A 13,521-nucleotide genomic window follows, 5' to 3' on the forward strand; every position below is an offset into this window, starting at 1 on the left:
CCCGTTCCTCATGCGGGGCGCGGGGGCCTCACTTCAGGCGCTTGCCCGCCGAACGCAGCTGCTCGGCGGCCTCGCGCACACGCGCGGCCATGCCGGCCTCGGCCAGCTTGCCCCAGGTGCGCGGGTCGTAGGTGTTCTTCTTGCCGACCTCGCCGTCGACCTTCAGCACGCCGTCGTAGTTGGCGAACATGTGGCCGGCCACCGGGCGGGTGAAGGCGTACTGGGTGTCGGTGTCCAGGTTCATCTTCACGACGCCGTTCTCCAGCGCGGTGGCGATCTCCTCGGCGGTCGAGCCGGAGCCGCCGTGGAAGACGAAGTCGAACGGGTCGGTCTTGCCGTACTGCTTGCCGATCGCGTCCTGGAGCTCGCGCAGCAGCTCCGGCTTGAGCACGACGTTGCCCGGCTTGTAGACGCCGTGCACGTTGCCGAAGGAGGCGGCCAGCAGGTAGCGGCCCTTCTCGCCCAGGCCCAGCGCCTCGGCGGTGCGCACGGCGTCGTTGACGGTGGTGTACAGCTCGTCGTTGATCTCGTGGGTGACGCCGTCCTCCTCGCCACCGGTCGGGGTGATCTCGACCTCAAGAATGATCTTGGCGGCGGCGGCCTGGGCCAGCAGCTCCTGGGCGATGGCCAGGTTGTCGGCGAGGGTCTCGGCCGAGCCGTCCCACATGTGCGACTGGAACAGCGGGTTCTGGCCCTTGGCCACGCGCTCGGCGGAGACCGCCAGCAGCGGGCGGACGTAGCCGTCCAGCTTGTCCTTCGGGCAGTGGTCGGTGTGCAGCGCGACCGTGACGTCGTACTTGGCGGCGACGATGTGGGCGAACTCGGCGAGCGCGACGGCGCCGGTCACCATGTCCTTGTTGTGCTGGCCGCCCAGGAACTCCGCGCCACCGGTCGAGATCTGGATGATGCCGTCGCTCTCGGCCTCGGCGAAACCACGCAGTGCGGCGTGCAGGGTCTGCGACGAGGTGACATTGATGGCCGGGTAGGCGAACTTGCCCGCCTTGGCCCGGTCCAGCATCTCGTTGTAGACCTCGGGAGTTGCGATGGGCATGCGATCCGCTCCTGTCGGGTTGCGGCGTACGGACGGTGCTGTCCGACGCTGTGTACGCCTTCGTGACGACTCCGTGCCGGCCCGCCGACGCGCGGCGTTGCGGTGGCTCTCCGGCACGTTCGAGGCGACCTCCGCGGTACGGCCATGAGGGTGGTGTGCCGTTGCGGACCGGACGCCCGTGCCATCTTCCCAGACTCGTGCCCGCCGGTCAGCAGGAGCCCGCCATGCGGAACGCCGTAGGGCGCGGGCGCGCGACGGGCTCCGGCCGGTCCGGGCAGGGGGGTCGCGGGCCGCCGCCCGCAAGGTGCGCCCGCTATCCTGCGCCCGTGGACTACAACCAGCTGGCCGTCAACCTGCTCGACGCCAAATCCCTGATCTCGTCCCTCGGCGCCATCGGGCTGATCGCGATCATCTTCGCGGAGACCGGCCTGCTGGTCGGATTCTTCTTCCCGGGTGACTCGCTGCTGATCCTCGCGGGCGTCGCCGCCTCGAACGCCGCCTCCTCGGTGCTCGGCGACGGCGCCAAGCTGCCGATCGCCGTGCTGCTGATCGGCTGCCCGATCGCGGCGATCGCCGGTGCCCAGTTGGGCCACCTGATCGGGGTGAAGGTCGGGCCGAAGATGTTCGACAAGCCCGAGTCGAAGATCTTCCGCCGCGATTACGTGGTGAAGGCGGAGGAGTACTTCAACAAGTTCGGCGCGGGCAAGGCCGTCGTGCTGGCCCGCTTCATGCCGATCATCCGAACCTTCCTGAACCCGGTCGCCGGCACCCTGGAGATGCCCGCCCGGACGTTCTTCCTCTGGAACGTCATCGGCGGTGTGCTGTGGACCGAGTCCATGCTGCTGATCGGCTACTTCTTCGGTGACGCGCTCGCCCCGGTGATCGACAAGTACCTGATCCCGGCGGTGCTGCTGATCGTCCTGCTGTCGATCTCGCCGATCCTGGTCGAGGTCATGCGCGAGCGGAAGAAGAAGCGGGCGGGCGGTGCCGAGGCCGGCGCCGAGAACCCGGCCCAGGCCGGCAGCGGCCGGCACCGGCGCGGCTGAGCGCGCACCGGCCGGGCATCCGCCGGCGGACACGGCGAGGGCCGGTCCTGTTTCACGTGAAACGGGACCGGCCCTCCGTGGTTCTCGGGGCGGCCGGGGTCAGAGGCCCAGGTCGTCCAGGGTGTACGCGGTCACGTACTCCAGGCCCTGTGCCTCGACGGCACCCGCGCCGCCGCGCTCCACGATCACCGCGACGCCGACCACCTCGGCGCCCGCCTCGCGCAGCGCCTCCACGGCGGTCAGCACCGAGCCGCCGGTGGTGGAGGTGTCCTCGACGGCCAGCACCCGGCGGCCCTTCACCTCGGGGCCCTCGATGCGGCGCTGGAGGCCGTGCGCCTTGCCGGTCTTGCGGACCACGAAGGCGTCCAGCTGCCGGCCGCGCGCGGCGGCGGCGTGCATCATCGAGGTGGCCACCGGGTCGGCGCCCAGGGTCAGCCCGCCGACGGCGTCGTACTCCAGGTGGGAGGTCGCGTCCAGCATCACCCGGCCGACCAGCGGGGCGGCCACGCCGTCCAGCGTGATCCGGCGCAGGTCGACGTAGTAGTCGGCCTCCTTGCCGGAGGAAAGGGTGACCTTGCCGTGCACGACGGCCTTGTCCTTGATCTGTGCCAGCAGGGCGTCGCGGTCGTTGCTCATGAGCGTTCAGTCTAGGCCCTGAGCACGGACCCGGCGCCCCGGGCTCAGCGCCGGCGCAGCGCCCTGACCAGCACCACGGCGCCGCCCAGCAGGGCCACCGAGCCGCCGATCACCCACGGCACCGTGCTGCGGCCGCCGGTGCCCGGCACCACGATCCCGCCGGCCTCGCCGCCCCACCGGGACGCCGCCCGGGCCCGCGCGCTGCGGGCGGGCAGCGCCGGGGCGTACGGGCCGCGCGGCGGGGCGTGGTCCACCTCCTCGGCGGACCGGCCGACGATGCTGCGGCGCACCGGGCCGGTGTGCACCGGCTCCTCCTCGTACGCGAAGAGGGGTTCGACGGGGAGGTCCTCGGCGACGACGTCCTCGGCGTCGACGTCGTCCTCCTCGTCCGTGTCCTCCGCGTCGGCGTCCGCGGAGCCGGTGGGCAGACCGAAGCGCTCGGCGTCGGCGTCGGAGAAGGCGATCAGGTCGGAGAGGTCGTCGTCCAGGTCGTCGCCGGGCCGGTCCTGGTGCTCCTCCAGGTAGACCACGTCGGCGTCGGTGCCCGTCTCGGCCTCAACCTCGGCCTCGTGTGCGGCCTCGGCCTCGACCTCGTGCGCGGTCCGAAGCTCGGTCCCGGCCACCTCGTCGCCCTCTTCCTGGTCCACTTCCGGCTCCTGCGGCTGCTCGCCCTCCGGGGCGACCAGCGCGGCGGCGAAACGGTCCAGCAGGCGGCGGCCGGTGGTGTCGAGGGTCTCCTCGTCGAACTCGGTCAGCCGGCCGGTGGCGCTCAGGTCGCCGGTGAAGCGGATCGCCGCGGTGCCGTCCTCGGCGCCGTCCGCGACGCTGACCCGGACGGTGGCGGTCACCTCGCCGCTGCCCCGGGCCTCCTCGCCCTCGGCGAGCACGGTCAGCACGCCCTCGCGGCCCTCGATCAGCGACAGCACGCCCTTGTACGTGATCGTGGAGCCGCCGATCCGCAGCTTCAGCCGGCCGCCGATCTCCTCGGCGGAGCCGGCCCCGACCGCGGCGGGCTCGGTGCTCAGCCCCGGCACACTCCGCGCCAGCAGCGCCGGATCCTGCAAGGCCTGCCGCACCAGCTCGGCGGACATCGGGACGACAACCTCATGCTCCATGCCACGGAGCCTACCGACTGCTCCCGGCCCGGTCCCTACCCACCACCACCAGATTTTCCCCGCTCGCCCGTTCCCTCGGCCGTCGCGCCGCCACTCCCGCGACGGCCTCCGCGCCCTGAGCGGGCCGTACCGCGCGGCTCGCGGCCCCGGCGCTCCGAACGGCCCGCCCGTGCGGCATGCGGCCCCCGGGCGGCCCCCGGGACCCGCCGTGGCCGCCCGGAGGCTCAGCGGGGGCCGAGGAGGGTGAGGGCGGCCGGGGGGCGGGCGGGGCGGAGGGCGGTGAGCCGGGCGGTGGAGTCGCGGAGGGCTTCGGGGGTGAGGGCGCGGGGTGGTGGGGCGTCGGCGGCGAGGCCGAGCGGGGGCTGGGCGTCGGCGGCGAGGAGGAACCTCTGGGCGCCGTCCGGCGGGCCGGGGCGGCAGGTGGCGGTGGCGCTGCCCGGGACGGCGTACGGGGCGGTGCGCAGACCCGCAGCGCGCAGGCCGGACTCGATCCGCCAGAGGCCGTCCAGGCGGTCCGGGTCGTCCGGGCCGTCCGGGCCGCTTCCGGCGTGGACGGCGATCCGGCCGCCGGGGGAGAGCAGCCGGGCGGCGAGGCCGTAGAACTCCTGGGAGTGGAACTTGACCGGCCCGCCGTCGTCCGGTGCCGGGAGGTCGACGAGCACCACGTCGTACGGCCCGTCCCCGCCGGAGGCGTCCGCGCCGCGCAGCCAGGCCATCGGGTCGGCCGCGGTGGTGCGGACCCGGGGGTCGTCCAGCGAGTGGTCGCCGAGGGCGGCGAGCCCGGGGTCGGTGCGGGCGAGCCGGGGGAGGGCGGGGTCGCCGTCGACCAGCCGGACGGAGCGGACGCCCCGGTGCCGCAGCACCTCCCGCAGGGCGAGCCCGTCGCCGCCGCCGAGCAGCAGCACCCGGGCGTCCGGGCCGCCCGCCATGGCGGGGTGGACCAGTCCTTCGTCGGCCCGGTACTCGTCGGGCCCGCAGGCCGCGAGCCGGCCGTCCAGGTAGAGCCGGAGCGGGCCCTCGGCGGGGCCGGTGAGCACGATCTCCTGGTGCCGGCTGCGGGTGGCGTAGCGGACGTCGTCGCCGTAGAGGGCGTACCGGGCGGCGCGTTCGATCGCGTCGGAACCGGCCGCGGCGGCCGCGAGCAGGGCGAGGACGAGCAGGCAGCCGCCCCAGAGCAGCCGCCGGATCCGGGGGGCGGGCTCCTCGCGGAACAGCCAGAGCACCACGGCGGCCCCCGCGACGGCGTTGACGGCGCCGGTGAGCAGTGCGCCGTCGCCGGGGCCGAGGGTGGGCAGGATCAGGAACGGGAAGGCGAGGCCGCCGATCAGCGCGCCCACGTAGTCGGCGGCGAACAGGTCGGCGACGGCCCGGCCGGCGTCCTCGCGCCGGATCCGCTGGATGAGGGTCATCAGCAGCGGGATCTCGGCGCCGATCAGGATGCCGATCAGGCAGGTGAGGCCGACCACGGCGGCCTGGTAGCGGCCGATCCAGGCCCAGCAGGAGTAGAGCGCGAGGACGGAGAGCCCGCCGGTGAGCGCGAGCGCGCACTCGACCAGGGCGAAGGCGGTGGCGGGGCGGCTGGTGAGCCGCTTGACGAGCAGCGAGCCGAGGCCCATCGCGAACACCATGACGGAGAGCACGACCGAGGTTTGGGTGACGGTGTCCCCGAGCAGGTAGTCGCCGAGCGCGACCAGTTCGAGTTCGTAGACGAGTCCGCAGGCCGCGCAGACGAACGCGGCCAGGAGGACGGCCAGCCGGGCGAGCCGGGGGCTGGAGCGCAGCCGGGATCGACGGCGGGTGGGCAGGAGTGGGGCGAGGCTTCGCCCGGGCCGGGGTGGGGTGCCGTCGTCGAGGTCCACTCGCGGGCGTGCGGGCGGACCGGCCGGATGGTTGATCACGAACAAACGCTAGGGGACGTGCGGGACGGACCGCTGCGCCCATTCGGCGGACAGTGAGCAACGTCAGATTGACGAATCGTTCCTGCGTGCGATTCATAAGACCGCATCGGGCGGCCTGTGGCCGGACCGAGGGTCCGGGCCTGACCTCGGGCGGTCATGCCCCGGACAGCACCAGCGAGGACCGGGTGCACACCAGCTGCCCTTCCTGGGGGTAGGCGTGCCAGGTGCGCCAGAGCACCCGGTCCGCGCCGCCCTGGGCGACCAGCGCGGTGAAGGCGCTCGGGTCGCCCGGGAAGACCCCGGCCAGGCCTCGCGGGTGCCCCTCGACCAGGGCCAGCAGTTCCTGGGCGCGGGCCGCGAAGTCGTGCGGCGGCAGCGCCTCGATCCGGGCGGCGAACTCGTACTCCCAACCGCCGACCTGCTTGGCGACCCGGGCCGGCAGCGGGGTGCGGCGGCCGGGCAGACAGGCGACGGTCTCCAGACACTGGCCGGGGCCCGCGTCGATCACCACCTGGTGGGAGGCGCCCAGCAGGCGCAGTTGGAGGGTGCCGGGGGCGCCCTTGCGGCCGGCTCCGTCGAGTCTCAGGTCGCGTACGGCGAGAGCGGGCAGCGGGTCGCCGCCGAGGCACCAGGCGAGGTCACCGGCGCGGGTGTCCGTGTAGGAGGTCTGCAGTGTGGTGAGCATGCTCGGCTCCGCGTTTCAGCTCCGTGCGCGCCCGCCGAGCAGCACCGAGTAGGCCTAGGCGATGGCGAGGCTGTTCGTGGCTGTGCGGCCCTGGGCGCGGCCGACCGTGGAAGGAAGGATTCCGGCTGGAGATTCAGCAGCAGAGAAGCACGAATACGCCGGGTCCGCCGGTGATTTACCCAACTTTGTCAAGCATTCACCGTTTCGAGCACATCTGCTTCCCGGCTCTGATCGAGCCGGTGTACGAGTCTGCACAGCCAGCGCCCCTATCACCGGATCGCGCGCCGTGTGCGCCGGGAGTGCGCCGTCCGAGTGCATCACGCATCGCCGCCCTCCGCGCATGGGGCGTGGAGGGTGGGAGGGTCCGTACCCGGCGGGCCGCTCCGAACGCCTCGGCGGTGGCGAACGAGCAGTCTGATCAAGGAAGTTGGTCGCCCATCAGAACTGGTGTCGGATCACCCGGCAACCCAGTTCGAAGGGCGCGAAATGGGGCGCGTGGTCTATCGCGGGCGCCGCAGGCATGTGACGGACTCCCGTTGCACCTCATCCCCTTTGCAGAGGGGAGGCGGGCCGGCGCGACACCGATGGTGTCGCGAATTGGATTGTCATAAAAGCGAGTTCGGCCGGTGAGCGGCAAGGGAAAGGGCCGGGAACCGGTGGTTCCCGACCCTTTCCTCCCGGACGTCTCGCGGTGGCCGTCAGAGCTGTCGCAGGCGGGTGACGGCCTCCTGGAGGACCTCGTCGCGCTTGCAGAAGGCGAAGCGGACCAGGCTGCGGCCCGCGTCAGCGTCGTCGTAGAAGACCGCGTTGGGGATCGCCACGATGCCGCAACGGCCGGGCAGGGCGCGGCAGAAGTCGATGCCGTCCTTCTCGCCGAGCGGGGTGATGTCGGTGGTGACGAAGTAGGTGCCCTCGGGGGTGAAGACCCGGAAGCCGGCCGAGGCGAGGCCGTCGACCAGCAGGTCGCGCTTGCGCAGCAGGTCGGCGCGCAGGGTGTCGAAGTACGTGTCGGGCAGCCGCAGCGCCTCGGCGACGGCGTACTGGAAGGGGCCGGCGTTGACGTACGTGAGGTACTGCTTCGCGGTGCGCACGGCCGAGACCAGGGCCGGGCTCGCGGTGACCCAGCCGACCTTCCAGCCGGTGAAGGAGAAGGTCTTGCCGGCCGAGGAGATGGCGACGGTGCGCTCGCGCATGCCGGGCAGGGCGGCGATGGGGTGGTGGGTGGCGCCGAAGACCAGGTGCTCGTAGACCTCGTCGGCGACGACCAGCAGGTCGTGCTCGACGGCGAGCGCGGCGATGGTGGCGAGCTCCTCGGCGGTGAGGACGGTGCCGGTGGGGTTGTGCGGGGTGTTGATCAGCAGCAGCCGGGTGCGCGGGGTGATCAGCGAGCGCAGCTCGTCCAGGTCGGGGCGGAAGTGCGGGGCCCGCAGGGTGAGCGGGACGCGGGTGGCGCCGGCCATCGCGATGCAGGCGGCGTAGGAGTCGTAGAAGGGTTCGAGGGCGATCACCTCGTCGCCGGGTTCCAGCAGGGCCAGCAGGGCGGCGGCGATGGCCTCGGTGGCGCCGGCGGTGACCAGGACCTCGGTGTCGGGGTCGTACGTGAGGCCGTGGAAGCGCCGCTGGTGCTCGGCGATCGCGGTGCGCAGCTCGGGGATGCCGGGGCCGGGCGGGTACTGGTTGCCGCGGCCGTCGCGCAGGGCCCGTACGGCGGCCTCGCGGATCTCCTCGGGCCCGTCGGTGTCCGGGAAGCCCTGGCCGAGGTTGATCGAGCCGGTGGCGGTGGCCAGCGCGGACATCTCGGCGAAGATCGTCGTGCCCATGTCGGCCAGTCGGCGGTTCAGCAGCGGCCTGGTACCCATCGGTGCTCCTCACGGATCGTCGTCAGGGCCATCCTGGGACAGCCGGGAGCCGGGGGACAAGAACGGCCCGCCACCGGGGCTGACACGGTGGCGGGCCGGTTGCCGGGAGTACCGGGCGGGATCAGGCCTCGTCGGTGCCCTCGGGGGCCTCGCCGTCCTCGCCCTCGATCTCGTCCTGGAGGCCGAGGCGCTCGACCATCCACTGCTCGAAGCCGACCGCGGCCTGGGTCCAGTTGGCGGTGGTGGTGACGAAGTAGTCCAGGTTGACGCCGGTGCCGACGATCATCTGGGCCTCGCCGATCAGCCGGACGACGCCGTCCTCGTGGGTGTGGGTGTAGACCTTCGGCCAGAGGGTCTCACGGTTCCACTCGTCGATCAGGTCGAGGATCTCGCCCTTCTTCTCCAGCGGGTACGCGCGGTCGTAGAAGGCGCGCACCGCGAAGAGCTCCTTCTGCTCGCCGCGGAACATGTAGTAGACGCGGAAGCCCTCCCAGGGGGCGGTGAGGTCACCCTCCTCGTCCACGACGTGCTTGAGCTGCATCTGGTCCAGCAGCTGGGTGACGAGGGCCTGGTCCGGGACGATGATCGGCGGCGGGCCGGCCGGCCGCCCGCCCTGGCCGCCGGGCTGGCCGCCCTGGGGGACGCCGAAGGACGGGATGGACGACGGGTCGATGCTCATGGGGGTCCTCTTCCTCAGTGCACGTGGTGGCCGGCAATGAGAGGCCGCCCTTTCCACCTCCCATCCTGCCTCATTCGGGGCTCCGCTCACAGGGGCACCCGAGGCGTGAGTCGATCTTCGTCGGTCGTTCTTCCCGGCGTTTCCGCCAGGGCTTCTCCCCCCGTCGTCCGACGGTCCGGCGGGTGCCGGAGGGGCGGCTCGGCGGGCGCTCGGAGGGGTGGTCCGGCGGGGGGTGGTGACGGAGGGTGCGCGGGGCCGGGGCGGAGTCCGTACGGAGGGTGGCGCGTGAGCCACGTCACGTGTGCGGCGCGCGGGTTCGCCTGCCGTGCCGGGCGGATGCGGTTAGCGTGCGACGGACTCGTATCGTTCAAATCCCGGGTCGTCCGGGTGAGTTGAGCTGTCCTGAGTTGAGGGGGGAGCAGAAGTGGGCGGACCGGCGACGGGGGAGGGCGCATCGCTCGGGGGGCTGCTGCGGAGCATCCGGCTGGACCGGGGGATGACGCAGGAGCAGCTGTGCGAGGCGACCGGGCTGAGTGTGCGGTCGATCCGCGACCTGGAGCGGGGGGTGTCCTGTCCGCGGGTCTCCACGCTGCGGCTGCTGACCCATGCCTGGGGCCTTCCGGACGTCCAGGTGGCCGAGCTGCACCGGCTGGCGCGTGCCTGGCGGGACAGGTCGCGGCGGCTGCTGCGGCAGGCGGTGGCGGAATAGGCGGGGAAAGCCGAATTCGGCTGAATAGGCCGAACGGGATGAATGAGCCGAATGGGCCGAACAGGCGGTAAGGGCAGGAAAGGCCCGAAAAGCCCGAGGGCCGCCCCCCGCCGCCGGAGCGGTGGGGGGGCGGCCCGTGCGCAGGACGCGGGGCGGCTACTTCTCCAGCGGCCCCCGGCCGCGGACGGTGAGGCGGTCGCCCTCCTCGTCCCGCTCGACCAGGACGGTGTCCCCGTCGTGCACCGCGCCGGACAGGATCGCCCGGGCCAGCTGGTCGCCGATCGCGGACTGCACCAGCCGGCGCAGCGGGCGGGCGCCGTACGCCGGGTCGTAGCCGGTGAGCGCCAGCCAGTCGCGGGCGGCCGCGGAGACGTCCAGGGTGAGCCGCCGCTCGGCGAGCCGCTCGCCGAGGCGGGCCACCTGGAGGTCGACGATCCGGCTCAGTTCGCCGGTGCCCAGCGGTTCGAAGACCACGATGTCGTCCAGCCGGTTGAGGAACTCCGGCTTGAACGCGGACCGGACGGTGCCCAGCACCAGCTCCCGCTTCTCCGCCTCCGGGGTGGCCGGGTCGACCAGGTGCTGCGAGCCCAGGTTGGAGGTGAGGATCAGGATGGCGTTGCGGAAGTCGACCGTGCGGCCCTGGCCGTCGGTGAGCCGTCCGTCGTCCAGCACCTGGAGCAGGACGTCGAAGACCTCCGGGTGCGCCTTCTCCACCTCGTCCAGCAGCACCACGCTGTACGGGCGGCGGCGGACCGCCTCGGTGAGCTGGCCGCCCTCCTCGTAGCCGACGTACCCGGGCGGGGCGCCGACGAGACGGGAGACCGAGTGCTTCTCGCCGTACTCGCTCATGTCGATCCGGACCATCGCCCGCTCGTCGTCGAACAGGAAGTCGGCCAGGGCCTTGGCGAGTTCGGTCTTGCCGACACCGGTCGGACCGAGGAAGAGGAAGGAGCCGGTCGGCCGGTCCGGGTCGGCGATGCCGGAGCGGGTGCGGCGCACCGCGTCCGAGACCGCCTGCACGGCCTCCGCCTGGCCGATCAGGCGCCTGCCCAACTCCTCTTCCATGCGCAGGAGTTTGGCGCTCTCGCCCTCCAGCAGTCGGCCGGCCGGGATGCCCGTCCAGGAGGCGACCACGTCGGCGACGTCGTCCGGGCCGACCTCCTCCTTGACCATCGAGGCGGAGGCGGCCCCGGGCTCGTTGTTCGCGGTCGCGGCGCGCTCCTGGGCGTCGGTGAGCTCCTTCTCGGCGGCCGGGATCTCGGCGTACATCAGCTTGGACGCCCGCTCGAAGTCCCCGTCGCGCTGGGCGCGTTCGAGCGCGCCGTGCAGGTCGTCCAGCCGCCCCTTGAGCTCGCCGACCCGGTTGAGGCTCTTCTTCTCCTGCTCCCAGCGCGCCGTCAGCACGCTCAACTGCTCGTTCCGGTCGGCGAGATCACGTCGCAGCCGGGCCAGCCGGTCCACCGAGGCCGGGTCCGACTCCTTCTCCAGGGCCAGTTCCTCCATCCGCAACCGGTCGACGGAGCGCTGGAGTTCGTCGATCTCGACCGGGGAGGAGTCGATCTCCATCCGCAGCCGGGAGGCCGCCTCGTCGACCAGGTCGATCGCCTTGTCGGGCAGGAAGCGGGAGGTGATGTAGCGGTTGGACAGGGTGGCCGCGGCGACCAGGGCGGCGTCCGAGATCTGCACCTTGTGGTGCGCCTCGTACCGGCCCTTGAGGCCGCGCAGGATGGCGATCGAGTCCTCCACGCTGGGCTCGCCGACCAGCACCTGCTGGAAGCGGCGCTCCAGCGCCGGGTCCTTCTCGATCCGCTCGCGGTACTCGTCCAGCGTGGTGGCGCCCACCATCCGCAGCTCGCCGCGGGCCAGCATCGGCTTGAGCATGTTCCCGGCGTCCATCGCGGAGTCGCCGCCGGCGCCCGCGCCGACCATGGTGTGCAGCTCGTCGATGAAGGTGACGACCTGGCCGTCGGAGGACTTGATGTCGTTCAGGACGGCCTTCAGCCGCTCCTCGAACTCGCCGCGGAACTTGGCGCCCGCGACCATCGCGCCGAGGTCCAGCGCGACCAGCCGCTTGCCGCGCAGCGACTCCGGCACGTCGCCGGCCACGATGCGCTGGGCCAGGCCCTCGACGACGGCGGTCTTGCCGACGCCGGGCTCGCCGATCAGCACCGGGTTGTTCTTCGTCCGGCGGGAGAGCACCTGGACCACCCGGCGGATCTCGTGGTCGCGGCCGATCACCGGGTCGAGCTTGCCGTCCCGGGCGGCCTGGGTGAGGTCGGTGCCGTACTTCTCCAGGGCCTTGTAGGTGCCCTCCGGGTCCGGCGAGGTGACCTTGCCGCTGCCCCGGACGTCCTTGAACGCGGCGAGCAGCGCCTTGGGCGCGGCGTTCTGGTGCGTCAGCAGCTCGGCCACCGGCCCGCCCTCGGCGGCGAGGCCGACCATCAGGTGCTCGGTGGAGACGTACTGGTCGTCCAGGTCGTCGGCGCGCTTGCCGGCCTCGGTGAGCACCGCGACGGTGTCCCGGGCGAGCTGCGGCGCGGAGACCGTCGAGCCCATCGCGCTGGGCAGCGCGGCCGCCTGGCGGCGCGCCTCGGCGTCGATCCGGGAGGTGTCGGCCCCGACCGCCTCCAGCAGGGGCCGGGCGATGCCCTCGGGCTGCTCCAGCAGGGCGATCAGGATGTGCACCGGCCTGACGTCCGGGTTGCCGGCCGTGCCGGCCTGCCGGATCGCGGCGGCCAGGGCTTCCTGGGTCTTGGTGGTGAACTTGCTGGCGTCCACTGCTGGGGGGCCTCCCTCGTCGTCCTTCGCTGCTGCCTCGGTGCCGCGCCCGCCACCCGTGCCGGGCGCCGGATGCCACACTGCTGCGTACAGCATGCACTAAGTTGAGTCTATTCCGCTCAACCTTTCCCGGCGCTCACTTTCCCGGTGAACGTTTGGTGGACCGCCGGGTCAGCCCCAGCAGTTCCCGGGCCGGCCCGCCCGGCAGCTGCCCGGCCGGCCACACCGCGCGCAGCGGCCGCCGCAGGTCCAGCTCCGGCACCAGCTCCACCGCCACCAGCCGCCGGGTGGCCAGCTCCTCCGCCACCACCAGCTCGCTCAGGCAGACCGGGCCCGCCCCGGTCATCGCCGCGGCCTTCAGCGCGGTGGACGAGGCCAGCTCCATCCGGGGCCGGGCCGCGCCCCCGTACGGCCGCAGGGCGGTCTCCAGCACCTCCCGGGTGCCCGAGCCGGGCTCGCGCAGCACCAGCGGGGTGGCCGCCAGCTCGGCGCCGGTCAGCGGGGCGTGGCGGCGCGCCCACGGGTGGCCGGGAGCCACCACGACCACCAGCCGGTCGGTGGCCACCACCGCGCCGGCCAGCCCGGGCCGGGTGGACGGGCCCTCGACGAAGCCGAGGTCGGCCTCCCCGGCCAGGACCTGACCGGCGACGTCCGCCGAGTTCGCCGTCCGCAGCGTCACCGCCGTCCCCGGGCTGGCCTCGGCCAGCGCCAGCAGCCAGCCGGGCATCAGGTACTCGGCGACGGTCAGGCTGGCCACCACCCGCAGCTTGGCGTCCCGCCGGACGCGCAGCGCGTCGATCCCGGCGTCCATCGCCTGCGCCGCCTCCACCACCTGCCGGGCCCACCCGACCACCAGCCGGCCCGCCTCGGTGGGCGTGCTGCCCCGGGGCGAGCGGTCCAGCAGCGGGACGCCGATCTGCCGTTCCATGCCCTTGATCCGGGAGCTGGCGCTCGGCTGGCTGATGCCCAGCTCGGCCGCCGCCCGTCCGACGCTGCCCAGCCGGGCCACCGCGAGCAGCAGTTCCAGGGCGCCCAGTTCGGGTACGTGCGAGGAGAGGGGCATAG

Annotated in this window: 11 protein-coding genes; 2 read left to right on the forward strand and 9 right to left on the reverse strand. The window is 73.1% G+C overall.

Going from position 1 to position 13,521, the window contains the following annotated elements; genetic code table 11:
- Positions 1–28: 28 nt before the first annotated feature.
- On the reverse strand, positions 29–1,051 hold the full coding sequence (gene fbaA / locus ACFRMQ_RS09325) for a class II fructose-bisphosphate aldolase (RefSeq protein ID WP_380728630.1): 1,023 nt from the start codon (positions 1,049–1,051) through the stop codon (positions 29–31).
- A 326-nt stretch (positions 1,052–1,377) separates the two neighbouring features.
- Between fbaA and ACFRMQ_RS09330 the strand changes: the two genes are divergently transcribed.
- Entirely contained in the window at positions 1,378–2,097 is a 720-nt protein-coding gene (locus ACFRMQ_RS09330) for a DedA family protein (RefSeq protein ID WP_380728632.1), read from the forward strand.
- A 99-nt stretch (positions 2,098–2,196) separates the two neighbouring features.
- Here the strand turns inward: ACFRMQ_RS09330 and pyrE are convergent, their stop codons facing one another.
- The 6 genes from pyrE to ACFRMQ_RS09360 all read right to left on the reverse strand — a co-directional run bounded on the left by pyrE (position 2,197) and on the right by ACFRMQ_RS09360 (position 8,969).
- Entirely contained in the window at positions 2,197–2,733 is a 537-nt protein-coding gene (pyrE, locus tag ACFRMQ_RS09335; RefSeq protein ID WP_380728634.1) for an orotate phosphoribosyltransferase, read from the reverse strand.
- Between the two features lie 44 nt (positions 2,734–2,777).
- On the reverse strand, positions 2,778–3,848 hold the full coding sequence (locus tag ACFRMQ_RS09340) for a CoxG family protein (protein WP_380728636.1): 1,071 nt from the start codon (positions 3,846–3,848) through the stop codon (positions 2,778–2,780).
- Between the two features lie 224 nt (positions 3,849–4,072).
- Complete coding sequence (locus tag ACFRMQ_RS09345) at positions 4,073–5,746, reverse strand: polyamine aminopropyltransferase (RefSeq protein ID WP_380728638.1); 1,674 nt, start codon at positions 5,744–5,746, stop codon at positions 4,073–4,075.
- A 154-nt stretch (positions 5,747–5,900) separates the two neighbouring features.
- The gene (locus ACFRMQ_RS09350; RefSeq protein ID WP_380728640.1) at positions 5,901–6,431 is read right to left on the reverse strand and encodes a DUF2617 family protein; all 531 of its coding nucleotides are present in this window, start codon (positions 6,429–6,431) and stop codon (positions 5,901–5,903) included.
- Between the two features lie 698 nt (positions 6,432–7,129).
- The gene (locus ACFRMQ_RS09355; RefSeq protein WP_380728642.1) at positions 7,130–8,290 is read right to left on the reverse strand and encodes a pyridoxal phosphate-dependent aminotransferase; all 1,161 of its coding nucleotides are present in this window, start codon (positions 8,288–8,290) and stop codon (positions 7,130–7,132) included.
- Between the two features lie 121 nt (positions 8,291–8,411).
- On the reverse strand, positions 8,412–8,969 hold the full coding sequence (locus ACFRMQ_RS09360) for a YbjN domain-containing protein (protein WP_380728644.1): 558 nt from the start codon (positions 8,967–8,969) through the stop codon (positions 8,412–8,414).
- Positions 8,970–9,393: 424 nt separating this feature from the next.
- On the opposite strand from ACFRMQ_RS09360, the gene ACFRMQ_RS09365 reads away from it, so the two are divergent.
- The gene (locus tag ACFRMQ_RS09365) at positions 9,394–9,678 is read left to right on the forward strand and encodes a helix-turn-helix domain-containing protein (RefSeq protein ID WP_380728646.1); all 285 of its coding nucleotides are present in this window, start codon (positions 9,394–9,396) and stop codon (positions 9,676–9,678) included.
- 156 nt (positions 9,679–9,834) lie between these two features.
- Here ACFRMQ_RS09365 and clpB read toward each other — a convergent pair whose 3' ends face one another.
- Together clpB and ACFRMQ_RS09375 are read right to left on the reverse strand one after the other, a co-directional pair.
- A complete protein-coding gene (clpB, locus tag ACFRMQ_RS09370; RefSeq protein ID WP_380728648.1) occupies positions 9,835–12,456 on the reverse strand; it encodes an ATP-dependent chaperone ClpB in 2,622 nt (873 codons plus the stop codon).
- A gap of 136 nt (positions 12,457–12,592) precedes the next feature.
- Entirely contained in the window at positions 12,593–13,519 is a 927-nt protein-coding gene (locus ACFRMQ_RS09375) for a LysR family transcriptional regulator (protein WP_380728650.1), read from the reverse strand.
- Positions 13,520–13,521: the final 2 nt, after the last annotated feature.

The organism is Kitasatospora sp. NPDC056783 (assembly GCF_042789895.1).
Taxonomy (GTDB): domain Bacteria; phylum Actinomycetota; class Actinomycetes; order Streptomycetales; family Streptomycetaceae; genus Kitasatospora.